Origin of the sequence: Mesorhizobium loti CJ3sym (assembly GCF_000472785.1) — a bacterium.
Lineage (GTDB): Bacteria > Pseudomonadota > Alphaproteobacteria > Rhizobiales > Rhizobiaceae > Mesorhizobium > Mesorhizobium loti_E.
On the sequence record NZ_AXAL01000042.1, the window covers coordinates 11974 to 35071 of the forward strand.

Annotated in this window: 20 protein-coding genes and 7 pseudogenes; 17 read left to right on the forward strand and 10 right to left on the reverse strand. The window is 58.0% G+C overall.

Features of this window, described 5'->3' with window-relative positions; all coding sequences use genetic code 11:
• Nucleotides 1-178: 178 nt before the first annotated feature.
• The 7 genes and pseudogenes from A3A9_RS46030 to A3A9_RS0134095 all read left to right on the forward strand — a co-directional run bounded on the left by A3A9_RS46030 (nucleotide 179) and on the right by A3A9_RS0134095 (nucleotide 6666).
• Nucleotides 179-2076 (forward strand): annotated as a pseudogene (locus A3A9_RS46030) (AI-2E family transporter).
• A 498-nt stretch (nucleotides 2077-2574) separates the two neighbouring features.
• On the forward strand, nucleotides 2575-3162 hold the full coding sequence (locus tag A3A9_RS0134070) for a hypothetical protein (RefSeq protein ID WP_245279193.1): 588 nt from the start codon (nucleotides 2575-2577) through the stop codon (nucleotides 3160-3162).
• A gap of 50 nt (nucleotides 3163-3212) precedes the next feature.
• Nucleotides 3213-3590: a phage holin family protein gene (locus A3A9_RS0134075; protein ID WP_245279194.1), complete on the forward strand. Its 378-nt coding sequence runs from the start codon at nucleotides 3213-3215 to the stop codon at nucleotides 3588-3590.
• Nucleotides 3571-4236, forward strand: coding sequence for a hypothetical protein (locus A3A9_RS0134080; RefSeq protein WP_027062560.1), 666 nt, complete (start codon nucleotides 3571-3573; stop codon nucleotides 4234-4236). Before A3A9_RS0134075 ends, A3A9_RS0134080 begins: the two co-directional genes overlap by 20 nt.
• A gap of 43 nt (nucleotides 4237-4279) precedes the next feature.
• A pseudogene (locus A3A9_RS41490) lies at nucleotides 4280-4463 on the forward strand (DUF1236 domain-containing protein); the annotation flags it as partial.
• Nucleotides 4464-4630: 167 nt separating this feature from the next.
• Nucleotides 4631-6022 (forward strand): sensor histidine kinase, encoded by a 1392-nt coding sequence (locus A3A9_RS0134090; RefSeq protein ID WP_027062561.1) that lies wholly within the window; start codon nucleotides 4631-4633, stop codon nucleotides 6020-6022.
• Nucleotides 6019-6666: a LuxR C-terminal-related transcriptional regulator gene (locus tag A3A9_RS0134095; RefSeq protein WP_027062562.1), complete on the forward strand. Its 648-nt coding sequence runs from the start codon at nucleotides 6019-6021 to the stop codon at nucleotides 6664-6666. Before A3A9_RS0134090 ends, A3A9_RS0134095 begins: the two co-directional genes overlap by 4 nt.
• A gap of 49 nt (nucleotides 6667-6715) precedes the next feature.
• On the opposite strand, the gene A3A9_RS44970 is transcribed toward A3A9_RS0134095, so the two are convergent.
• The gene (locus A3A9_RS44970; RefSeq protein WP_027062563.1) at nucleotides 6716-7171 is read right to left on the reverse strand and encodes a hypothetical protein; all 456 of its coding nucleotides are present in this window, start codon (nucleotides 7169-7171) and stop codon (nucleotides 6716-6718) included.
• Between the two features lie 669 nt (nucleotides 7172-7840).
• Between A3A9_RS44970 and A3A9_RS0134110 the strand changes: the two genes are divergently transcribed.
• Both A3A9_RS0134110 and A3A9_RS44495 read left to right on the forward strand, forming a co-directional pair.
• Nucleotides 7841-8032, forward strand: a complete 192-nt coding sequence (locus A3A9_RS0134110) for a hypothetical protein (RefSeq protein ID WP_027062564.1) — start codon at nucleotides 7841-7843, stop codon at nucleotides 8030-8032.
• Nucleotides 8033-8450: 418 nt separating this feature from the next.
• Nucleotides 8451-8611 (forward strand): annotated as a pseudogene (locus A3A9_RS44495) (IS1380 family transposase); the annotation flags it as partial.
• Between the two features lie 410 nt (nucleotides 8612-9021).
• Here the strand turns inward: A3A9_RS44495 and A3A9_RS40335 are convergent.
• Nucleotides 9022-10002, reverse strand: coding sequence for a DMT family transporter (locus A3A9_RS40335; RefSeq protein ID WP_063827825.1), 981 nt, complete (start codon nucleotides 10000-10002; stop codon nucleotides 9022-9024).
• A gap of 102 nt (nucleotides 10003-10104) precedes the next feature.
• Between A3A9_RS40335 and A3A9_RS0134135 the strand changes: the two genes are divergently transcribed.
• Nucleotides 10105-10731, forward strand: a complete 627-nt coding sequence (locus A3A9_RS0134135; RefSeq protein WP_027062567.1) for a CGNR zinc finger domain-containing protein — start codon at nucleotides 10105-10107, stop codon at nucleotides 10729-10731.
• Nucleotides 10732-11072: 341 nt separating this feature from the next.
• On the opposite strand, the gene A3A9_RS44975 is transcribed toward A3A9_RS0134135, so the two are convergent.
• Both A3A9_RS44975 and A3A9_RS45500 read right to left on the reverse strand, forming a co-directional pair.
• Entirely contained in the window at nucleotides 11073-11261 is a 189-nt protein-coding gene (locus A3A9_RS44975; RefSeq protein ID WP_027062568.1) for a hypothetical protein, read from the reverse strand.
• A gap of 491 nt (nucleotides 11262-11752) precedes the next feature.
• A complete protein-coding gene (locus tag A3A9_RS45500; RefSeq protein WP_152536262.1) occupies nucleotides 11753-11968 on the reverse strand; it encodes a hypothetical protein in 216 nt (71 codons plus the stop codon).
• A 613-nt stretch (nucleotides 11969-12581) separates the two neighbouring features.
• Here A3A9_RS45500 and A3A9_RS0134155 point away from each other — a divergent pair.
• Together A3A9_RS0134155 and A3A9_RS0134160 are read left to right on the forward strand one after the other, a co-directional pair.
• Nucleotides 12582-13001, forward strand: a pseudogene (locus A3A9_RS0134155) (divalent metal cation transporter); the annotation flags it as partial.
• Between the two features lie 53 nt (nucleotides 13002-13054).
• The gene (locus A3A9_RS0134160; protein ID WP_245279197.1) at nucleotides 13055-13267 is read left to right on the forward strand and encodes an EAL domain-containing protein; all 213 of its coding nucleotides are present in this window, start codon (nucleotides 13055-13057) and stop codon (nucleotides 13265-13267) included.
• Nucleotides 13268-13331: 64 nt separating this feature from the next.
• Here the strand turns inward: A3A9_RS0134160 and A3A9_RS0134165 are convergent, their stop codons facing one another.
• Nucleotides 13332-15125 carry a PAS domain S-box protein gene (locus A3A9_RS0134165; protein WP_033839045.1) on the reverse strand — a complete coding sequence of 598 codons (1794 nt, stop codon included), beginning with the start codon at nucleotides 15123-15125 and terminating at the stop codon, nucleotides 13332-13334.
• A 448-nt stretch (nucleotides 15126-15573) separates the two neighbouring features.
• On the opposite strand from A3A9_RS0134165, the gene A3A9_RS0134170 reads away from it, so the two are divergent.
• Both A3A9_RS0134170 and A3A9_RS40340 read left to right on the forward strand, forming a co-directional pair.
• The gene (locus A3A9_RS0134170) at nucleotides 15574-16035 is read left to right on the forward strand and encodes an Hsp20 family protein (protein ID WP_027062573.1); all 462 of its coding nucleotides are present in this window, start codon (nucleotides 15574-15576) and stop codon (nucleotides 16033-16035) included.
• A gap of 76 nt (nucleotides 16036-16111) precedes the next feature.
• Nucleotides 16112-16570, forward strand: a complete 459-nt coding sequence (locus tag A3A9_RS40340; protein WP_051371422.1) for a hypothetical protein — start codon at nucleotides 16112-16114, stop codon at nucleotides 16568-16570.
• Between the two features lie 337 nt (nucleotides 16571-16907).
• Here A3A9_RS40340 and A3A9_RS0134185 read toward each other — a convergent pair whose 3' ends face one another.
• Entirely contained in the window at nucleotides 16908-17087 is a 180-nt protein-coding gene (locus A3A9_RS0134185) for a hypothetical protein (protein WP_027062575.1), read from the reverse strand.
• 167 nt (nucleotides 17088-17254) lie between these two features.
• Nucleotides 17255-17761 (reverse strand): DUF982 domain-containing protein, encoded by a 507-nt coding sequence (locus A3A9_RS42015; protein WP_051371425.1) that lies wholly within the window; start codon nucleotides 17759-17761, stop codon nucleotides 17255-17257.
• Between the two features lie 104 nt (nucleotides 17762-17865).
• Between A3A9_RS42015 and A3A9_RS0134195 the strand changes: the two genes are divergently transcribed.
• From A3A9_RS0134195 to A3A9_RS0134205, 3 genes and pseudogenes are all read left to right on the forward strand, one after another.
• The gene (locus tag A3A9_RS0134195; RefSeq protein WP_245279196.1) at nucleotides 17866-18321 is read left to right on the forward strand and encodes a hypothetical protein; all 456 of its coding nucleotides are present in this window, start codon (nucleotides 17866-17868) and stop codon (nucleotides 18319-18321) included.
• 69 nt (nucleotides 18322-18390) lie between these two features.
• Nucleotides 18391-19394 (forward strand): annotated as a pseudogene (locus A3A9_RS41495) (sensor histidine kinase).
• 832 nt (nucleotides 19395-20226) lie between these two features.
• Nucleotides 20227-20468: pseudogene (locus tag A3A9_RS0134205) on the forward strand (hypothetical protein); the annotation flags it as partial.
• A 404-nt stretch (nucleotides 20469-20872) separates the two neighbouring features.
• Here the strand turns inward: A3A9_RS0134205 and A3A9_RS0134210 are convergent.
• The 3 genes and pseudogenes from A3A9_RS0134210 to A3A9_RS41500 all read right to left on the reverse strand — a co-directional run.
• A complete protein-coding gene (locus tag A3A9_RS0134210) occupies nucleotides 20873-21160 on the reverse strand; it encodes a hypothetical protein (RefSeq protein ID WP_027062578.1) in 288 nt (95 codons plus the stop codon).
• 143 nt (nucleotides 21161-21303) lie between these two features.
• Complete coding sequence (locus tag A3A9_RS46630) at nucleotides 21304-21534, reverse strand: DUF982 domain-containing protein (protein ID WP_027062579.1); 231 nt, start codon at nucleotides 21532-21534, stop codon at nucleotides 21304-21306.
• Between the two features lie 704 nt (nucleotides 21535-22238).
• Nucleotides 22239-23098 (reverse strand): annotated as a pseudogene (locus tag A3A9_RS41500) (IS3 family transposase); the annotation flags it as partial.

The following is a 23098-nucleotide window of genomic DNA, read 5'->3' on the forward strand; positions in this document are numbered from 1 at the left end:
TGGTGGTTGCACCGATAGTCTATGCATGAACTACGGCGTTGTGTGATTATATTGTTTTTCGAACCGCGAAATCTATGTACTGGCGATACAAGGCGATGCCTGAAATTAATTCTCCCCAACATTGGGAATTGCTCAAGTGGCGATAGCTTGACGGAAAGCTGGATCGGGCTTGGCGGGCATCCTGTCTGCCGCTAACGTCCATCCGCGCACCGAATTGCCAACGGTAGCCACGATCGTCACGGCGGTTGCAGCTCTGTATTTTGGTCGGGAGGTGTTCCTGCCAATCGCCATCGCGCTGTTGTTGACCTTTGCACTCGCGCCCGTCGCATCGGGGCTGAAGTGTGCCGGCATTCCCCGGGTAGCGGCTGTCATCGCAAGCGTGCTTGATGCCTTCGCAGCAGTAGCCCTTTCTCCTTCATCGTCGCCACGCAGGTCAGCGAACTGGCGCAGAACATCTCGACCTATCAGACCAATATTCTGACGAAGGTTCACTTTAAGCAGACGAGGGTCGGTGGAGGGATTATCGCCAGCTTCAACAGGGTGATTGAGCGGGTCAGCCAAGAGATCGACAAACAGGACCCCACGCTGCCGCGGACAAGCCATTGCGCGAGCCGGTGCCAGTCGAGGTGGTAGCCCACGAACGACCGCTGGAGATCCTGCAGAACCCGATTGGCTCGCTAATCAGCCCGCTCGGCTTCGCCGGTCTGGTGGTGATCGTCGTTCTCTTCATGCTTTTGGAGCGCGAGGGCCTGCGTGATCGTTTCATTCGCCTTGTCGGCTATGGCGATCTTCACCGCACTACGGAGGCCTTACAAGATGCTGGGCAAGCGGGTCGGGCAGTATCTAATTATGCAGCTGATCGTGAACACCGTTTACGTCATCCCATCGCCATCGGGCTCTGGATACTGAGCATCCCCAATGCGCTGCTGTGGGGGGTATTGGCGCTCGCGCTCCGCTTTGTTCCCTATATCGGCCCGGTCATAGGGGCCCTCCTACCATTGTTCCTGGCTCTGGCCGTGGCGCCAGGCTGGTCGCTGGTGCTGTGGACTCCCGGGCTGTTCGTGGTCATGGAGCTGGTCACCGGCAACGTCATTGTCGCGGCGATTTTCTGGACTTGGCTGTGGGGACCGCTCGGCCTGATCCTGTCGACACCGCTCACCGTCTGTCTCGTTGTGCTCGGACGACATGTCCCGCAGTTTGAATTCCCCGACGTGCTGTTCGGCAACGAGCCGGCGCTCGAACCGCACGCCCGGCTTTACCAGCGGCTGTTGGCCGGCGATCCCGACGAAGCCACCGACCATGCCGAGGAAATGCTGGAGGAAGATTATCTAGTAGATTTCTGCGATAAGGTCGCCATTCCCGCTTTGCTGCTCGGCGAGCAGGACCGCGTGCGCGGCGTCATGGCGAACAACAAAGGCGTCACGTCGCGGCCAACGCACAGACGCGTGTCGCAAGCCTCGACGACAACGCGCGCGCGGAAGCCGATGAAGACGAGGAACCGGCCGACGGCGCCAAGGGAAAAGTCTCGGCGGAAGAATGGGACGACGATACCGAACTGCCTGACGGGGCCGGGATGTCGGTGCTCTGTGCCGGCGGCCGCGGCGAACTCGACGATGCCGCCGCCGCAATGCTGGCGCAAGTGCTGGAAGTGCAAGGAGCGGCCACCTCGAAGGCCAGCTTTGCCGACATCGAAGCGGCCAACATTCGCCGCCTCGAACTCGGTGCTTTTGACACAATGGTAGTGGCTTCCTCAACAGCGACTCCGTTAATCACGCTCGCTTTCTGGTGCGCAGGGTGAAGCGCGCCCGGCCGGCACTCAGGGTCGGCATCGCGTTCTGGTCGGGGACCGGCAACAATGACAACGAGGCTGCCGCCAAACTGGACGGCGACCTCAATGCCGATTTCGTAGCCAACAACATGGTGAATGCGGCAATTGGGGCGCTGTCGAACGAGCCGCCGGTGGTTCTCAAAATGGCGGCCAAACGCCGCCTACTTCGGCGTCCGTCTAGACCAAGAAAAATTCAAGTTGAGCCGAAGCTTCCAAGTAGGTCATCGCCTATGAGACTTCGGGAATAACACCACAGCCCGGCGAGGTAATAGCCAAGGAAATGTGTGACTTGTCGAAGGTTGTAACGTACTTAGCAGAGGCGGATACGAATTTGCCTGCTGCGCTTGAACAATTTATGACGACAAGACTAAGCGGTTCCTAGATAATATTTCGGGCCTGCTCTTGCAATCTATATTGGATGAGATTGTCATGGCACTGATCCGGCACAAATAGACGGGATGCGGCCCGAAAGCCTTCACAGCTCTAGGCAATGCGTCACCCTTTTGGCCCGCAAAAACTATGTTCCAAACGTTTGCCCGCGTGGGATGTAAAAACTCATGGCGCATATATTTCGGCTTGATTAAAGCCCAGTAGAGAATGAATGGAAAAGGCGCTACTTGTTTTGAGCCTGCTCATCCCGCTAGGTGCGTGCTCCCGTACCTTGGAGACCGACCCGCTTACTGACGCAATCTTGGATATCAGGTCGAAGTTTCAACACGCTAAGGTACCCGACATGAAAGGTTTTTTTGTATCAGCAGGAACCGCTTGGCGTCGGCGAAGTTCAGCTGCTAGCAACAGGAGGAACTATCGTGAACACGCCAATCTCAAACGACTTCGCAGGATCCGGAATCGGTAACGATGATGGCGGGCATGGCAAATCGGATGCCGAACTTGCCGCGACCAGCAAGGAAGCCATCGGTAAGTTGAAGAAAAGTGCGGCAGAAACCGCGTCGCATCTCAAAAATGCCGCGGCTTCGGTGTCGAGCGACGCCAAGGACTATGCCGGGTCTGTAGCATCCAATGCAGCCGGCGCCTTCAAGGACGCTGTCGAGTCCAACAAGACCGCAGGCGCCGATGCCATCGCCAATATAGCCCACTCCGTGAAGGACGCGGCGGACGGTATCGAAAGCCAATCGCCGCAGGTTGCAAGCATGGTGCGCAGTGCTGCCGAAGGCGTCGAGCGGATCTCGACCGATATCCGGGACCGCAACGTCGGCGAATTGCTTGATTCCGTCACCAAGTTCGCACAACGCCAGCCGGCGGCCTTTTTCGGCGTCGGCATCCTCGCCGGCGTGGTGCTGACGCGGATCATGCGAAGCTCCGATCGGTCCTGAGAAGGATCAGTCTCATGGATGACGGAGCGGATCACCGGCCATTCGGGAGCGTGCTCAGCGAAGCGATAAGCCAAGTCGCTTCGTTGATACGCCTCGATCTTCGGTTGCTCGAAGCGGAAATGCGGGCCAAGACGACGACGATCGTGTCGTCCGGCGCCTGTGGCGTGGCCGCCGGCATGTTCTTTGTCCTGGCGGCATTCGCCTTGGTCCAGTTCTTCATCCTTGCGATGATCCATTTCGGGTTCGGGGCGATGTTTGCCTGCCTGATCGTTGGCGCCGTTTTGATCGGCGCAGGGATGCTATCCCTCTATTTGGCCAGGCGCGCTCTGATCGGATGGACCATCACGCCCGTCGAGACCGTCAATCAGGTGCGGTCAGACCTCGCAGCTCTGAAGCAGGGACTACGCTATGGCTCAACCCAGCAATGAGATCAGGGATATCCTGGTGCAAAGCCGCGCTGAACGGCAGGCGCTTTTTGGGCCGGTCAGCGAGTTGAGCCGCCGGCTGCAACCCAGCCATCTGGTGCAAGTCTCGACGCACTACGCCAAGCAGAAGGTGATGGGAGGCCTTGGTAGCGTCACGAATGCCGTCAAGGAGAATGGTGGCACTGCGGCGGCTGTGGCCTTGGGGGCCGTTGCTGTCTTCGATGCCGGACGGAGAAGCGCTGGCACCAATGTCCCCGCGGGAAGTGCCAGAGCGGACATTGAAACATTCACCAGCGGCGGGCATGCCGATGCTGGACCAAGCCGTTACGACACAGCTCAGAGTAGTGCCGTGTCAAACCTTGATCGGACAAAGGTGATAGCCGGCTCGGTTGCAGGTTTGTTGATAGGCCACGCCATCGGGCAGGCATTTCAGCCTACAGCCAAGGAGCAGGCTCTGTTCGGAAGCGCTGCGGACGAAGTTCGGGACGTGGCGTTGCAGTTTGTCAGTGAGCACAAGCGCGGTGCCAAAATTGCTGCGGCGGAGGCCTTTGGCTTCGCGCGTTACGGCGCCGCCTTCCTGGCTGTCCTGGCGATGGCCAGCGACTATTTTGTGCGCGATGACGAGGTGCGCAAGCCTTCCGACGCATGATTGCCGGATGGCGCACAATCCTTGCGATACGCCACCACGACGCCATGTCAACAAGCAGCCCCTCGCCTCGATCAAGATCCCGGGCGTGGAGCTGATCGTCGGTACGGCGCTCCCCGAAGGTTGAATTGTGGGAGGTGCCGAACGTCAAGTATCGCTACGTCTTAGTCGACGGTGAGACTGCTCTGGTCGACCCCGGCACGCGAAAAATGATAAAAGTGATTCAGTAACCTCTATTCCACCACCGCTTCTTTGGGCGGCGGTGGAATAGTCCCATCCGCATGCCTTAAGCGCTCGTGCTCATTGCCTGCGGCCATACCCGTTCTAGATCTTAAGATGTTAGACGGCCTTTTCCACAGGCGGTGCACAGACATGATTCCCAACCGTTATTTGTACCGTGCGTAAACTCGACCGGTTTCGTCAGTTTTGGGTCAAGCTATCGCTTGCTTGGCAATTCTTGATCGTCGGCGGGCTCGGCTTGCTCGCTGTCATGCTTGTTGTTGGCTTCTGGGTCACGTCGCAAATCAGGGAAGGGGTTATCCGCAACTCAGCGGGCACGACCGCGCTCTATGTGGACAGCGTGATAGCCCCGCTTTTACCCGATATGCGCAAAAGCCAGCAGCTTAGCAATAGTGTCAGGCAGGCGCTTGACGAAATTCTAGATCAAGGTGCGTTAGGAAAGCGCTTGGTGTCATTCAAACTCTGGCGACGCGACGGCACGATTTTATACGCGAAAGACCCTTCGTTGATCGGTCGCGTCGTTCAACCCGGCCCAAACCTTGTCCATGCCTTTGGTGGGAACGTCGTAGCGGAATTCGACAACCTTGATCCCCAAGAGAGAGATGAGCAGAAGGCGACTAGTGCGCCACTTCTCGAAATTTATAACCCTGTGCGTGAACCGTGGTCGGGCCAAGTCGTTGCGGTATCCGAGTTCTACGAGATTGCTGACGATCTACAGACAACCCTTTACGGGGCATTGTGGTCGAGCTGGTTGGTCGTGGCCGGCGCCACAGCGGCCGCGTTGTCTATGCTCTCAGGTATAGTATTGCGAGGAAGCCGAACCATTCAGAGGCAGCGGTCGACGCTTGAGGCGAAGCTGGCAGAGCTTCAGCTTCTGGTTTCGCAAAATTCTTCATTGCGCGTTCGCGCTCAGAGCGCATCGCGCCGGGCCACAGCAATCAATGAGCGTTACTTGCGTCGCATTGGTGCCGATCTCCACGACGGGCCAGCCCAAATGGTAGCGCTCGCGGCTCTTCGGATGGACAGCCCATTGCTGCTTGATCAGAACGCCTCCCTCAAAAATCGGAAAGCGGAAATCGCAGACATCCATCACACTTTGGATGAAGCAATGCGTGAGATACGCGCCATCTGCAACGGGCTGGTGCTGCCGCAAATTGAAACCGCGGACGTCGTAAACATATTACGGCTCGCCGTTTCCGAGCATGAGCGCCGGACGGCGTCGCAGGTTTTGATTTCACTTCCTGCAGCGCTTCCTGAACTAGGCCCATCTGAGAAAATAAGCATTTATCGCTTCGTTCAAGAGGGGCTGAACAATGCATGGCGCCACGGCGGAGGCAAAGACCAAGCCGTCAATGCCGGGCTTTCAGGAGGCAAATTAGTGGTTCAAGTGTCAGATGGCGGCCCTGGCTTTGACCCGGCCACCAGCCAAGGGCTTGGACTTGCTGGCCTGCGGGAACGGATCGAAAGCATTGGCGGATATTTCGAGACGTTATCAAATCGCAGAGGAACGCGATTGACCATCACTCTTTCGATCGAGGGGCAACAATGACGGCCGCTGTGCGCATCGCCATCGTAGACGATCATCCTTTGTTTCGTGCGGGCGTAGCACGCAGCTTGGGCGAGTTGGGCGGGTTCGAGATAGTCGGTGAAGGATCCAATGCGGGAGATGCAGAAAGGCTGGCCGAAGTTGCAAAGGCGCACATAATGCTCCTTGATATCAGCATGCCAGGAGGCGGCTTGGATGCCGCTGCCAAAATCCTCTCGATGCATCCGAACCTCAAGATCGTCATGCTGACTGTGTCGGAAGCAAACGCTGATGTGACGGCTGCGCTCAAAGCGGGTGTTCATGGCTATGTGCTGAAAGGCGTTGGTTCTGCCTCTCTGGGGGAGATACTCAACTCAGTGGCTGCCGGAGAGCGATATGTGTCGCCAGCTCTTTCAGCTCAGTTGTTGAATGATCTGATACGTCCAGAAAACAATAAAGCTGATATCATTTCGAAACTTTCCGATCGGGAAGTCGGTATACTGCAACTGGTGAGCGAGGGTTTAAGCAATAAGGAAGTCGCAAAAAGGCTTTTCCTTCAGGAGAAAACGGTCAAGCACCACATGACGCGAGTGTTGTCAAAGCTGAATGTACGAAATCGCACGGAGGCTGCGCTTTTCTTGCATGGGGCGATCACTGGCCCAAAGTGACCCACGGGACGTGCAGGATTACGATTTAGAGTCGCGACATTCGGTGCCCTTACAGGGCTTTCAGGCGTTTGATGTCCGCCGGTTTTGCCGGACGGTCTACAATTGTCCGTCCGAGTGCGTCGGTCATTTTGAAACGCCCTCCTTGGAGGGTTTCGCTAAGCCCATCGGGATGCACAACTTGAATTTTTGTGCCTTCGACCGTCACCCTGTCACCGGGATTGGCCTGGCTATTGTTGTCGTCGTTGGCCGCCGCGTTTCCATCGTCGGAACCATTTCCGCTGTTCCCGGGGCCGCCGTTCCCGTTCCCGTTCCCGTTGCCGCCGCCGTTCCCGTTCCCGTTCCCGTTACCGCCGCCGTTCCCGTTGCCGCCGCCATTTTTTGCATAAGCAGCAGTCAGTCCTAATCCATGGTCGTGACTGATTGCGCATGGCGCTAAAATGATCGAGATCACTGCGATAACGAGAACTGGAAATTGACGACGGCGACGAAACGGTAACTCTGACATCTGAACCTCCTGAACGTCGGGGTTCTCGCTGTTGACAACGAGAGTGTCGAAATTGCTCCCACCTTCTCGATCGAACATCTTTCAACAGGCTTATATAGACCTTTGTTCCACCGTGCAGGCCCATTGCGCCCTTTAGCAATTCACCGTCGGACCTTGGTCGCAATCAACTAAGCGCAGAGGTCTGACAGCGACAGGCTAGGGCTCAACAGCGGAACCGCCGGCAAGAGTCGGCGTTCTCGGATCGACGTAAACTGCTCGCGAGAAGTAGCCCGTGAAAAAAAAGCCTAGCTTCAGCGCAAGCCACGACGCCGACACTGCTATCAACGTGCTTCTGGCTGGATCGATAATGATCGGACTATTGGTCGTCTTGGCGAGCGTTATCTACTTGAGCCGAGATTCGACTGGTCTTAGTGCGATGCGACCCGCACCTGCCCGGGCGATCTCCGCAGCAAACCCGGGCCCAAGCTGACGTGATGGCCGATCTACGGCAGCAAAGGAACCACCGGAGGTTCCGCCCAAACGGGGCAACCGTCGCCAAGCTAGTCGTTTGGATATCGGTGATCGAGGTCATGTTGCTTATGACTGTCCGCAGCATTGGACTGTAGATCGCTGGGGGACTGACCAAGCGATCTTGAGAAAATGGTGGACAGCTCAAAAAGGAGACGGGTTATGCCGGAAGCGTCGCTAACACTTAAAACGCGGGTGGCCGATTTCCGGGCAAGAATGAGGGTCGCTGGCGTTACACAAACGGATGTGGTGACGTTTCAAAAAGTGGCGGCCATCATGGATAAAGGCCGAGGTGGAATCGATCTTGACGATCTTATCGCTGCTTCGTTCGTAACCGATATGGTGGACAAGTAATGCAGCCGGTTGGACTGCCTCTGGTGCGATAGACAGGCCCCGCCTATCCTTGGACTGATTTTCGACTCTCAAAAAGAGGTTGCTGGCGTTGTCGACGCTTTGCTTAGGATTGGCGTATTGCGGGAAAATATCACTATTTTTGGACCGCCGAGCCGTGATCTGGCCCTTTCGTCAGTCCCCACGATTGGGATCGTGCTTGGCGCCTCGGCTGGCCTGCTTAAGTCTACCTACTTGGTCATCGCTGGCGTGCTTCACGTCGGAGCCGGCTGGTTGCCGGCGACATAGCCGGATTGGTAAGTGGCGGCAGCGTCGCCGGCAGTTTCATTGGCACGGCTATGGGACAAAGCTGGCTCCTGTAGCAAACGATCGGCAGGCGGTTTATATGGTGATTGCTGAAGTAGAGGAGGGCTCCCGCCAGCTCAGCAAAGCCGAGTTCGCCACTTTGCGGCCCAGGCTCCTTAAGCTCGGCGCCCGCGTCACCGATACCGACTTGGGCGTCCGCCTGGCCTTCGCCGCCGCCTTTCCCGAAGACCGCTTTTGCGCGCGATCGCCATCACGTTGCAACCGGCCGCACCATGAGCGCCGAGGCATATCGAATGCCCCCGCCGAACCCCACATCGCTACCCTCAAGCGCGTTTAACAAGTCCAGCCAAGCCGCGGTGAAAAAGACGCCTCAATCATCCGCGGCGGCTCGCTGGCGGCAAACGCGCAATCGCGCTCATGGAAAAACCGGCTAGCTCCTTGGCCCTCTCAGCAAATCATCGATCTCCGCGGCCGAAACAGGCCTGCTGAAATAATAGCCTTGCATTGGCACGCCATAGCTGACCCAAATCCCCAGGTAGTGTTTGAGTAGGATTTTGTCTGTCAGGGGTGTTGCTTCGTAGGTATCAATGATCATGACGAAATCGCTCCGTTCCTGTAACCGGCTCGCCGGCGTGAATATTTGAAGAGGCCGGTTGAATACGGCGCGCGCCTCCACCCCTTTATGGCTAGGAGGCCACCGCCGAAGGCGGCGTGCGCACCATCTTCTCGGCGGAAGGAACGTCTTCCCTTGCACTTCCTGAGGACCCCTGCATTGCCAGATAGGCACCGACCAGCATCACAATCATGCCTATGATGCCGACGACGGTGACCGCTTCGTTCTCAACAATGACACCTAGCAAAACCGCAATGATCGGCGACACGAACGCATACGATCCTGCGCTAGAAGCTCCGATTTCACGGAGAAGGCGCATGTAAAGCGTGTAGCCGACCAGAGATCCGAACAGGACCAGGAAGAGCCACCCGATCCAGGCTGACGTGCCCCATCGTCCTGCCAAGGCCAGTCCTGCACCTGGCTCTACGAGGAGGGAACTTGCAATGAGAACGAGGCCGCCAACAAGCATGGTGGTTCCCGCAATAAAATTCGAAGGGTATCTATTCAGTAGAGGCTTTGCCAATACCGATCCCCAGGCGTAGGTAAAGGCGGCGGAAGCTACAGCGATGGTTCCCAAAAGCCATAGCATGGGATCGCTGCCGGCACGCTCTGCCGAGACTCCGAAGGCGTCCGGTCCAAACAAGATGACGAGGCCAACCACGCCGCAGCCAATACCCAGCACCCGACGCGGGTTGATTCTTTCCTGGCCCAGCAAGAGCGCAAAGGCCAGCAGCGCGATTGGCGTCAATGGCATCTCGAGCACTGCTGCCGTGCCCGAATTTATGTAAAGCATGCCCCAAAATAGTGGGCCGTAGCAGAGGGGTATCATCAGCAGGCTGACTACGCCGAGGCGAACCCGGTCGCCTTTAGCGACGCGTGGACGTTGTTTTGAGAAAGATGCCGCAATGAACAAAATTACTCCCGCTGCTGTGAAACGCGTCCCCGCAAACATGAGCGGTGGCACAGCGGCAATCCCAGCCTTGATGCCCAACCACGTACTGCCCCAGATCAGGCAGAGGGCGAGAAAGGACAGCACGTTGCGGTAAAGTTTCATGGACTGGCCTCATGCGTTCGTACGAACGTAACGGATAAACGCTTCTTATACCGTTACAACCTGGTCTTGCGTTTTAGGTTCCGCGACCGCATTCTCAAACCAATGAGTGACCAGAAAACGATCACCACGATGCGATTGGTTGGCGGCAGCCCGGCGCTGGACTTCGTCAACACGGTCGATATGCGCCGCGATCGGTGGGGTCCGGATTTGCTTCGAACCTATGAGGACCTGATTGAATGGGCGGTGAGGATCGAGCTGATCACGGGTGAGATCGGCGCTAACCTCGCGAAGGCGGCAGTTTCGAAACAATCAGCTGCGGAGAACGCGTTGGTGGCGGCGCAGGATCTTCGCGAAGCAATCTATGGTGTTTTTCAGGCCGAGGCGCGCGGAAGGTCTGCGCCGATGGCCCAGGGCAGGGTACTCAGCCATGCTGTTTCAGGCGCGCTCACGAATCGGAGGCTTAGCCAAGCGGGTGAACATTTCGTCTGGATGTGGAAGGAAGATGGCTTCAGCACGATCGCTAATCGCGTTGCCCTTGAGGCGGCCGAGCTTCTTGTTACGCGAGCGCAGAGAAGGCCGGTTCGCGAATGCCTTGGGCCGCACTGCGGATGGCTGTTTATCGACACCTCGCGAGGCGGCCATCGCCGCTGGTGTGCCGACGCAACTTGCGGCACCCAGATGAGGGTCAAGCGATTTAGGTCGACGCAGGCGAGGAGCGCGCAGGACTAGTCAGTCGACTGGACCGCGTATATGGCCCTCAGCTCGGCGATCGCTGCTTTCACGGCAGCTCGAAACTCCCGCGGCTCCAGCACCTGTGCCTCTGATCCGAAGTGCAAAACGTCGTGCATGCGTGCATGACTGCGCCTTCAGAACGGGCGGACACTGGCGGAGTTCCGCTTGGTAGGGTGCTTGTGGCCAGGTGGCCCAAAAAGCCCGCTGCCTACAGGTGCAAGCAGCGGGCGAGGTGTGGAACCGCTGCAAAGGTCAGCGATGCACATTTCTAGCACTGGGTTCTGTCTCTGCCAATCGGAGTGCTAATGCCACGGTTTCTGAAGGTGAACAGTTTTATGCTATGATTCGCCTTGTGGGAAAAAAGCAGAAGCAAAAGCATTGAGCCTGTCGCCGATCGTGAGATTACGACCGAGGCCGATTACTTTGCCCGCAAATGCGGCCTCACCCGAGAAGAAGCGCAGCGCATTCTTGACGAAGCCAATCGCAGTCCCGACGCATATCCTGGCGTCCGCAAAAAAGCCCGCCACCGGAGAGGTCTTGGTAGCGGGCTAGGTTCTGGAGTGTGCTGGGATCAACCAGCATGGGTCAACTTGCGGCGGCGAGGTTGGTTGCGCCCTCAGATTGGCCCGTTCCTTGCGGGTCGTAGCTAAACCCTATCGTCTTGCCTCTGCACTTTGTACAGCGAACTATTGCCGAAAGGTCCGGCGCCATAGCGGACGCTTTGGGACTTGAACTTCACACCATTTCATGAGGTCAAGCTTCACTATGTGACCGCAACGAGCGCAGTGCGCCGTCATTTCCATGCCCGCATCGATCAGACTCTGAAAGGTCCATTTCATCAGCTCGAACTCATTAATCGTTCGAGTTTTGCGGCCTCCTACCCGGCTGAGTTTCGGAGACAGACTGTCGCATGCTCAGCGCAAGACATGTCAGCCCGCCCCGGCGGCGTCTTCCGGCGCAACTCGTCAATCTCCCGCTTCATGTCTTGTCGCCCGGAATGTCGCTTGGCCCGGCGTTGTCAGTTCCTCTTGCGATCCAGATCGCGTTGCTGGGCGGTCACGGCATTGAGCGGGTGTACCCACCTAATAAGCGCTGGTGACCTATCCGAGCAGATTGACGTGAGCATGGGCTGGCTGGACCAGAGCGCCGTATCGATCACGCCGAAGACTTCTGCGTCCGTTCCTCTGCCGGCCAGCACCGCCATCGTTCTCGCGTCGTCCAAGGCAAGAAGCATCACGGACTCCCCCGTAACCAACCCCCCCGACTAACTAACGATGCGCGAAATTTGTTCTTGGCGTCCCTTGCCCGAAAAGCGTCATTCACGCGCTTCCGCTAATCCTCAATTCACCGCAGGGAGCCTCCCGGTGAAGGCCTCGCATGGACGCCAAAAATCCGCTCAAAAGTCGATTGCGCGGTTGAGATTGGCGGTCGACCGATCGAGAACCCGGACCAGGAGAGAGCCTTCTCCGAAATGCGTCGATGCGCTCCGTCGGCCAGTGATCGGCGACGCTTAGACCGCGCCGACCGATTTCCCGGCTTAAGCCGGCGGCTGCTTCCGACGTACCAAGTCCCGGCTCAGGTCGGAGCTTGACCCGTCCACCTAGCGCCATGCCTAAACAAATGTTGCTGTGATCCGGCATCCAAGGTGCCAGTCTGCCGGCCTGCAAGGAACTCATTTGGGCAGCGCCGCGTTCATTAGCGGATACTTAACAATGGTGGCTTGATGCAGCGCGGGTCGCCAGCAACTCCTATGCAACCACGCTTATGGTGGCGGTTGGCTTCATGCTGCCTGGCCAGATTCTACCTGACGCTGCCATAACCGCGTTCCGGAGAGGAAAAGACCGTATATGACCGACGTGAGTTCAAAGGTCGAAAAGGAACAGAGCAACGTTTTCGCCCAGGGGCCGTTTCAGAAGTTTCTGAAAACAATCGGCCCTGGTTTCATCACGGGGGCATCGGACGACGACCCTTCTGGCATCGGGACCTACAGCCAGGCCGGCGCCCAACTCGGCTTCAAGATCGGCTGGGCGATGCTGTTTACGCTGCCGCTGATGGCCGCAATCCAGGAGATTGCCGCCCGAATCGGCCGCACGACCGAGCAAGGAATTTCGGGCAACCTTCGAAAAAATTACCCGGTAACTCTGCTCTATTTCGTTGTGGCGCTGCTCTTCATCGCCAACGTAATCAACATTGGAGCGGACCTCGGCGCCATGGCCGACGCCCTGACCCTCCTGGTCGGAGGGCCGAGTTCGCTTTATGTGGTTCTGACCGCCTTGGGCAGGGGGACCCGAGCCTTGCAATCGTCGAGGGCCTGATTGACATCGCGCGTAAGCTCAACATCCGGGTGGTTGCCGAGGGCATTGAAAACGAACTGCAAGCCAGCATGCTCTTGGAAATCGGCTGCGAGCTTGGTCAGGGATTTCTGTTTTCACAAGCAGTCTCGCGCCAGATCGCTACGGGACTTCTTGTGCGTTTCGGGCAAACCGTCGGCGAGCGGAAGGGGCCGCAGGTACCGTTTTCGAGAGCAAACTGAAGGTCCACGGGCATAATGGCCCTGCGATCGATCCAAAGCAGTCAGAAGTCGGAGAAGCTGACCTCTAACTCCCATCGGCAACGGACGCCTCCACGGCGGCCAACGGCGCTTCCAAGCTCCACCTCACCCCACGCGGCCCGTACTCGAGACTGCCTTGCCCACTAACCGCCGCTGGCGCCACCCGCTTGAGGACCACGGTTCCGAAGCCGCCCTCTCCAATGGTCTGGACTTGCGGCCCATCGGTTTCGGCCCAGGTGAGCTGAAAAAGTCTCGATGCTCCGGAACCGGTGATGCTCCAGGTGACAGATATCTTCCCATCGTCCCCTGAAAGCACGCCGTATTTTGCCGAGTTTGTCGCCAATTCGTGAAAGGCAATCCCGAGATACTGCACCGCATTGGGGCTGAGGACCAATGATGGGCCCGACATATCGATCACGTCGCCCCTTGGGAAAGGCTGGGCCTGGGCCTTCAACAGCCCATCAACGGAGGCGCCCTTCCAGTCGGCTGATACAAGGAGATCGTGGGATCGAGACAGCGCCATGATGCGCTCGCGCACCTGGGATTCAAACTGCTTGGGTGTCTCCGACCGCTTGTTGGTTTCCCGGATCATCGACAGGATGACCGAGTACTGGTTTTTCACGCGGTGGTTGACCTCGCGCATCAGCATCCGGATGCGGTATTCATTCTCCTTCGCCGACGTGATGTCTCGCGCAATCTTCGATGCGCCGACGATCTGCCCGGTTGCGTTACGCACGGGCGATATCGTCAGCGAAACCGGAACCAGGCCGCCATCCTTGCGCTGTCGGGTCGTTTCGAAAGGTTCGACGCGTTCGCCACGCCGAATGCGTTCGAGAATACGGGGTTCTTCATGTTGGTGTTCCTCCGGGATCAGCATGGTCACCGAGTTGCCGATCGCTTCGGCGGCGGTATAGCCGAACAGTCGCTCGGCGCCTTGGTTCCAGCTCTTGATGATGGTGCTGAGATCCTTGCTGACGATTGCGTCGAACGAGGATTCCACTATCGCCGACAAATGTTGCCTGGCTTCTTCGGCACGCTGGCGGTCCGTCAGGTCGAGCAGCATATTGACCGCACCAATCAAGTGGCCCTGCTCATCCCGCAGAGGCGTGGGGTGAGGGAGGACCGGAAAAAACGATCCGTCGGGACGCCGCGCTACGGCGTGCTGGTTGCGGACCGGCCGGTTTTCCTTGAGCGCGATGGCCATCGGACACTCGTCGTGCGGCAGTTCCTTGCCGTCAGCCGTGAACAGCTTGAATATCACGCACCACTTGTCCTTGCCAATGTCAGGCTCCCGTCCTGCCAGATCGGCCGCGGCGCGGTTGTAGTAGGTAATCGTGCCATGCTGATCCGTCGTGTAGATGGCAACGGGAAGGCCGTCGAGAATCTGGCGATAAGTGCTGTCCTGCTGCTTGAGCTCAGAGCGGGTCTGTTCCAGATCGGTTACATCGGCTGTGAAGCACCTGGTGTGGATCAGCTTGCCGTCACGGAAATAACCGCTCGACGTGATTTCGACATGCTTTATCGAACCGTCACAGGCCCTCAACTGCGCCGGATATCTCGCGATCTTCTCGCCACTGATCAGCCGCTGGAGAATGTCATCGATGACGTGCCGGTCGGGATAGAATTCGGCAATGTGGCGGCCGACATAGTCTTCTGTGGGGTAACCGAGGAGATCGAGCTCAGCCTTATTGGCGTGTAGAATGATGCCGTTTGCGCTCACCAAGTGGAGCGCGACAGCGCCGTTTTCGAAAAAATCCTGATAGTCGAAATCCCGGCCGTTCTCGTCGGACACTTCGGGCCTCTTGAAGGGGATAACATTCGCCGGCGGTACTTCGTCCATCCCAATCCCCGTTTCGTCTTAACAAGCTATAACGTAGCTGGTGAACATCCGTTCCGGGGTCGCCGTCCCTGGGCACCAGTGCCCGAATCTCAACTTGACATCAAACAGCGGCGGCGCAAACTTGACCTTAGGGGGCAGCGGTCTCCACTCGTTTTTTAGCTAAAATGTGCAACTCTACGCTCATGGAAAAACCTCTGGCAAGTAGAGAGGTTCTCGCCATGTCCGGCTTGAGGGGACCCGTCGCCAAGCCTGCGAGGCACGGCGAGGCTCAACTGCCCTTTCGGGATGGCGATTCAGATTCTTCGAATTTTTTTGCAATTAGCCTCTTGAAGCCGTTTTGGTCCGCCCCTAACTCATCCGCCGTCGAGGCCGTATGGCTCGGCAAGACTGGCGGCGCCGCATAGGGCGGCGTCCCTTGTACCCATGTTGCTTTAAGGAGAATGTGGCTATGAGAACCTTTGACTCTCTATATCGCACCACCGTTGGTTTCGACCGTCTGTTCGACATGCTGAACAGCGGCACCCGGACCGACTGGCCGCCCTACAACATCGAGAAGGTCGGCGAGAATGACTATCGGATCGCCATGGCGATTGCGGGGTTCAGCCCGGACGAGGTTGAACTGACCCAGCACGGACCCGAACTGCTCGTTGTCGGCCAGAAGGCCGATGACCAGAGCGGTCGCCAGTTGCTTCACCAGGGGATCGCCTACCGCAGCTTCAGGCAGTCGTTCAGACTGGCCGACCACATGAAGATCAAGGCGGCAAGCCTTGAGAACGGCCTGCTCGCCATCGACATCGTCCGGGAGGTTCCCGAGGAGCTGAAGCCCCGCCGCATCAGCATCGGGTCAGGCGACGCGGCGGTCAGCAAGCAAATCTCGCAGGATACTGAGCGCGCACGCAAAGCCGCCTGATCAACGCGACTTTCACCATAATACTGCGGTCCGCCTCCCGGTCGCGGCCGGGAGGCCCAGATTGCGGAGAACGGAGATGAACACACGCTATCAGACACCGACACGCTTCTCGCCACGCCTTGGCAAGCTCGAAGCACTTTTCTGTCTGCTCGACGATCCGGCTAAGGTGGTTGACCATCCGCGTCTCTGTCGTGCCGAGAAACGGGCCTTGCTCGCCTCTTGGGCATCCGACGTGTATGGGGTGGAGAACCATCCAACCCTACGCCGGCTGGACAACGGTACGGTTATCCCTGTCGAGCGCATTCTGAGCGCTTTGAAGGCCTTGGATAAGACGCCCGAGGCCGTGGAGGAATTTTCGGCCCGCGTCCTGCCTTGGCGGGCGTCTTCACGTCGTGGCGCGGGCTGGCGAAGGAGCGGCCAGTTCTTCGGCCCCGATGATGACGATCCGCCGCCATGCCCTGCAGCAGTCGCGCCGCGTCCGCGCGCGCCAGGTGGAGTGGGCGCAACCGCCAGCGTCGAACTCGCCTGTGCCTGAATTTTTTTTACCATCCATACGGCTGCCTCGGGAGGGCAGCCGTATGGATGCAATCGCGGGAGAGGGGGCCTGGGCGCAGAGAAGGCCGCGAAAAGGCAAACGGAACAATTCCAAAGCGCACCTATCGTCTGCAGATCATGCTGAATGCCGACGAACTCGCGGTTCTGGACGCTTGGCGCTTCGAAAGACGCATGCCTAGCCGTTCCGACGCGGTGCGGAAGTTGATGCGACTTGGTCAGAATGCGCCGGGCAACAGCGCAGAGTGGCCCGCAAAATCCGCGGATTTCGGGATTAATGATCCGCCTATCGACTGAGCGGTAGGCGGGCCTGTTGGCGCCTATCGAAGGCGCCTGCGGTATATCACGCGCGCTTCGCGGAGCAGCGAATTGCGATCCGTACCAAGCATTTTGATGAGGTCTGCAGCTTGCGCTTCTGTGATCCGCGTCTCCTTGGCAAGTTGATCTGCAAGCTTGTTGCGCTCCGTCATCCGAGCGCCTTCGTCTTTATCGTCGCCCATGGTGAGATGTCCCTTCTCACGTTGGTATGCCATCCCCTCATGGATCGAACGACTGCCCACCCATTTCGTTCCGGCTGGTTGAAGAACGGATGCCCCTACAACCGGTGCCGACCGATTGGTCCGAAGTACGATCAATGCTACGCGCCAGCAGGGTTCTCCTGGAGCGTTCAATGCTGCGTCTTCAACCTCTTCGCTTCGCTCAGCAACAAGGCCCGGTCGCCCCCAACCATGTGGAAGAGTTCGCGGGCCTGAACCTCTGTAATACCCGTTTCCCGGGCGATGAACCGGACCAGAAAGTCCTCTTCCTCCTCCATTCGCGCGCGCTCCCGCCGCTTTTGATCGCTCGGTGATGGCGGCGCTGCCCGACGGTCGCCCGCCTGATCCAGGTCTGGGTCCTCATCCTCGTTCTTCACCAGGAGGTGAGCTTCCTTGGCTGCCGCCAGAAAGGCGCGGCGGGCGTTTTCGACATCGTCCTTGGACGTCAATCTCCCGGTACAGGCCTGGAGGGCGGCGCGATAGCGCGGACCATGGGGTTCGGGCCAGCGCTCTATCATGAATACGGCGGCCTGAGCCACACTGGCCAACCTCCGGAACTCTCCCGGCTTTGACGTCTCGACAATCAGGGGAACGTCAAAAAACGCATCGTTCGTGTACTGCCTCGTCCGGATGGGCAATGCGAACGATGGAGCGAGGTTTTCGTTCCATGTTGCAGCAAGGTGGGCTCTCGAGAGTTTTGGCCTTCGCGGACCCCAGTTCGGATAGGTAATCGGACAAACCTATGCTACAGATTGGCCGACCTCCTCATACAGAAGGGGAGGCAGGGCAAAGCGCCGCCAAGGCGCGGTCAGTCTCGCTCTACTGCATCCCCGAGCTCATCATCGCCGCCGCGCCACACGTCCAAGGCGTGCCTGAAAGCGAAGAAAGTATTCACATGGACGAAACCCACTCCAATGCGCGAGAGCATTTTTTCGCGGCGATACGCATCCTTGCGGCATCGCCGGACAGCATCCAGGCCCGCCTGATCGAGGCAACCCCAAACATCCTGCAGGTCACCATCACCGAATTCGAAGAGAACCGCGAACTCAAGATCAGGTTCGCCCGTATCCTCGACCTTCTGGCGGTCGATCAGGATGACCTGGAAACGACTGCGGTGGAAACAGCCGCGCATATGACGGATTTCGAGGCGGTTAAAGTTGCAGACCTGATCTGCGACTTCTTCACTGACCTGGAATGACCAGGTCGGCCAAGCCAGTTTTTGAGCATCGAATCCGGTTTGTTCGTTTCGACATCCTTGCGAGTTGCAATGACCACCAGCGCTGAACATCTCAAACCTCTCCTTTGGGAACCCAAGAACCTGATCCGAGCTGTCGAAGCCGCAGGCGTGACCCTTTGGTCCTGGAACGTGGACAGTGATGCGTTGGCCATGGATGACCGCGCTTATGACCTTTGGGGCATCCCGCGCACCAAAGACATCAAGTTTGAAGACTTGTCCGCACATCCATCCTGCCGACCGCGACAGGGTTCGAGCGGCCTTCAACGCCACCCGGTCGATCGTCGGCCCCTACGAGATCGATTTCCGGATCATGATCGGCGACGAACTCAAGTGGATCTCCGCCCGTGGCCAAGGCGACGACGAAGGAATGGTCCAGCGGCTGATGTTCGGTATCTTCATTGATGTGACCGGACGCAAACAGGCCGAAGAGAGCCGTGAGCTTCTCGCCGGGGAAATGAGCCACCGCGTCAAGAACCTGCTCACCATAGCATCGGGCCTTACGGCGATCAGCTCGCGTTCGACGACCACGACCAATGACATGGCCCGCGAGCTTACCCAGCGACTGACGGCTTTGGGGCGCGCCCACGATCTGGTGCGGCCGGTGCCCGGCCAAACCGAGGCCCTCGGCGCTGCTTGGCGATTTGTTGACTGTCCTGCTCGCGCCTTATGACGACCTGGGAGCGTTCAGTGGGCGCATCCGGGTGTCGGTGCCACGGATGAGCGTCGGTGAGTCCTCAGCAACCATTCTGGCGCTTATCATCCATGAACTTGCCACCAATTCTCTCAAATATGGTGCCCTGTCGGCCGAGGCCGGTACGCTTGATGCCTGCACGGCGCAGGACGAAGCGGTGATCATCGTCTGGACAGAAAATGGGGGGCCGCTCGTCGAGGCACCTTCCGCTGCGCCCGGCTATGGCAGCAGGCTGGTTGAGCGGAGTGTCATAGGACATCTGCGTGGGTCTATCGATTACGATTGGTCAAAACAGGGCCTGATTGTCACCCTCAAAGTCCGGCCAGAGCGCCTCGCACAATAGTTGGTTCGCTTCAGATGGACTTCCCCGAGAATGCCACCGACAGTACGCATAAACTGTCGACGCTCCCTCGACGACTGGGGGAGCTTCAAGACAACTCTCACAGGCAAGCCGGCGATACCCAGTGTTTCGACCTGAACCATGGCAGCATCACCAAAAAAAAATTGCGGCAAGAATGACATTTACCGCTGTGTAAACAACGGGCTGCAGGTACGCCCTTCGGTCTACAAATCCTGGCGGCCAAAAGTAGTGTCATATTCGCAGTCGTTGCATTCAGAGGTGTCCCCGCAGATATGGAGACATTACGCCAAGTTGCCTGGCCCAACGGGCGTCTTGGTTAATCGTCTATTGGGCCGACCATTCGGCTCTGCGCCCCAGGCAATTAGGTGCTGTAAGATGGCGAAGTGAGTCGCTTGGCAGTCAGGTACATTGATGCTGAAGCGGCACGATTCCGGACCCATCCCGCACCCTCTGCAAGGCTTATCAAATCATCGACGCGGGAGGCCAAGGCGGCTTGGCAGTCGGTGTCATTAGGGAGTTGCGTTTACTTCATAGATGGGCGCCCTGATCGCCGTTTCCTTTGTCATCAAGTTGCTCGCGAAAATGAATGACGGGAGGCGGCCAACCTGATGATGGCCGCCCGCTTTGCGGTGTTGTCAACGTGGGTCGACGCCAGTTTCCGAGAGGCGAGGGCGTGTCACGGTCCTGCATGAGAATGTCCTTCTTGCGAGCAAAGGCGAGAATATGCCTCGTCCAGTCTCCGCTTCGACTTCCCCAGTCAAAGCAGCCTTACACGCGCGTATAGCCGCTTTCTGCTCCGGGCTATTGCCGCAGCATCCGGCACAATGTCACCATCGACGATGCCGGGTTTCGGCGTGAGCGGCATGCCGAAGCTACCTGAAGCCGCCGGACGAGATGGCGCGGCTGTTTGGCCGCTATCCCGATGCGATCGCGCGAACCCTTGAGATCGCCGAGCGCTGCCGGTTTTCGCTGGACGAACTTGCCTATCAATATCCCGAAGAGCGGAGGCTGCCAGGTCTGACACCGCAGCAGGCCTTGGAGAAACTCACTTTCCAGCCTCTATGGCCGCGCGATGCAAGCACTGCTTAACGACTGGGTCGAGGTCGAGGAGCTTGAGGATCATCTGACCGCAGAGTACACCCAAGAAAACGCTGCAACTGGTACTTGATCCAATCGAGAAAAAACGAAGATTGTCAGCCAGCACACGCGACCGAGCAAACCCAATGGTTCATCTAGCGCAGCCCGCAACCGATCCGAATTGGACAAGGAGAGCGCAAGCAAACCAGATGCATCGCGCGTGATGATGCGCGTCTCGAACTCTGACCAGTCCGTGTGTTGCCCTGTCTTGCGTCCCAGAACCGTAAACGTTCGAGGCAACATAGTCCCTCTGGCCGGCACCTTCAACGGCTCGATAAAATACGGGAAAGGCGGCGTACAGACGCCGCCTTCCCTACACGGCTTCAGCCGCCCATCATCTTGGCCATCGCGCAGAAATCGGCATGCGACTTATTGATCGTGGTGTCGCCGCAGTCTTTCAGAACCGCTTTCTGTTCATCTGGCTTCATGGACTTCCATGCGGTCTTGAAATCAGCTTCCGACCTCAACGTCTTCATGCCAGCATCGGTGAAAAACGGCGACATCTTCGCCGGATCGTCGAGCGCGGAGGTTCCTCCATTGGAAGCGGCTAGCGCAGTTCCGGTTACCATACTGAGCGCCATCGCGCTCATAGCGAGCATTTTGAAGTTCATTTCTTATCTCCTCACACTAGGTCGATCGTCGCAACGATCATGCCTTCGCAACGTCCTCATGCAGGAAAAGTTGCCTGTTTTTTGCCGCTAAATGGAGAATTATTCCATCGCGTTTGGGGCGCAAATGGCGCAACTGGCATCCCCTAAAGCCGACCCTCGCAAACGAAGACGTCAGCCTCCTTCGCCGCAGCAGCAAACGCTTTCCGGACAACTGATACAGTCTTACGTTGAGCCATCACGTCCATAACGGCCTTCACCGCGGAACTATATCTGGGACCAGTCTTTCTGGGCCACTTCTCGATTAGCAGCGCTGCCGCCTGCGCAGTTCGCGTCACAGTCAGGTAGCGCCCGGTCTCGGCCGTTTCGATCGTCACAGGGTATCGAAAAACTCGTCTTTCACACGCAAACTCCGCAACTTCGGCGACTCGAACTTGCGGTTGCGGATTGGTTCCTCGTACCGCTATCGAATAGACGACGTGTACCCATGATCAGGCTGCGGCGGATGCGCTCGGTCAGAGACCGTGGCGAGCACGAACAACGCAACAGCTACCGCGAGTGGCGCGAGCAGGAGAGCGGCGCAAATCGGATTGATCTTCCACATCCGATGACCATCTGCGCTGCAATTTAATCAAATCCGAACAAACATCGTTAACGCGGACCAACCTGGCTCCGAAAGGATCAACAATGATTTCATCCCGTAACGGCGCCGGCAGCTAGTCCACGTTGCCGGCCTTACCAATCTGCGCAATCAGCGTGGTTGAAGCATCTAGATAGATGCGGCTGATCTGCTCGGCCATTGGAAGTCTGCACCATGCGGCTAGTTCGGCAACCAGGGCGTCGCTTAATCGCCGTCGACCGGCATCGAAGTGATATCAGCGTTGCCATCCATGAAAAACGCCACCACGCCATCGGCGCCGTAACCAATCGCAGCCATTCGCTGAATGCTATCGTTGCCATCTACCCGCACGTCGAACAGGACGGTGCCACCGGTTTTCTGATCAACTTCAGCAAGACGGTCAGCGAACGTGCTCTGAGACCGAAGTTTGGAGCGCCGGGAGCTGGAGTTTTCCGCCTGCGATCACGGTAACGGGCTGGCGGCGCCACCGGGATTTTGCAGTGCGATCGGGACATTATATCCGATCTGTGAGGACGAACCTCGTTGTAGTATCGACGCCAATCCTCCAACTTTTCACGGGAATCTGCAAGCGTCAGGAACCAGTGCGCGTTTAAGCATTCGGCCCTGAGCTTGCTATTGAAGGCCTCGATATAGCCGTTGTCGGTGGGCTTTCCCGGCCGTGAGAAGTCGAGCGTGACGTCGTTGGCGTAAGCCCACAGATCGAGATCCCGCGAGATAAACTCACTGCCATTGTCGACCCTAATCGTCTTCGGATAGCCAATCTGGCCGCATACGCGTTCGAGGGTCTGAACCACATCCTCGCCGCGATACGTGAAGCGCGGATCGGTCGCCGGACAATAGCGCGAATGGGTGTCGACGATGGTCAGGATGCGCAGCTTCTTGCCCGTCGCAAGCTGGTCATGAACAAAATCCATAGCCCAGACATCGTTCGGTCCGACAGCTTCCTGGCGGTCCTCCCTGAGCTTCGCCTTCACTCTTCGCTTGGGATGCTTGTTCCTGAGCTGAAGGCCCAACTCGTTGTAAATCCTGCGTGTCTTCTTCATGTTGACGATCCATCCCTCCCGGCGCAACAACACATGGACGCGACGGTAGCCGTAGCGCACCCGCGTCTCGCAAATCTCCCGAATCCGTCGTTCGAGCGCGGCCTGCCCGGTGCGGCGAGATTTGTAATGGTAGGTCGAGGTGTCGAACGTTAGCGCCTTGCAGGCCCGCCTGATCGATATCCCCCAATCCGCCAGCATCCCGTCGACCAGCTTGCGCTTCCAAGCAGGCCTTAGATTTTTCGGCGGATAACGTCCTGC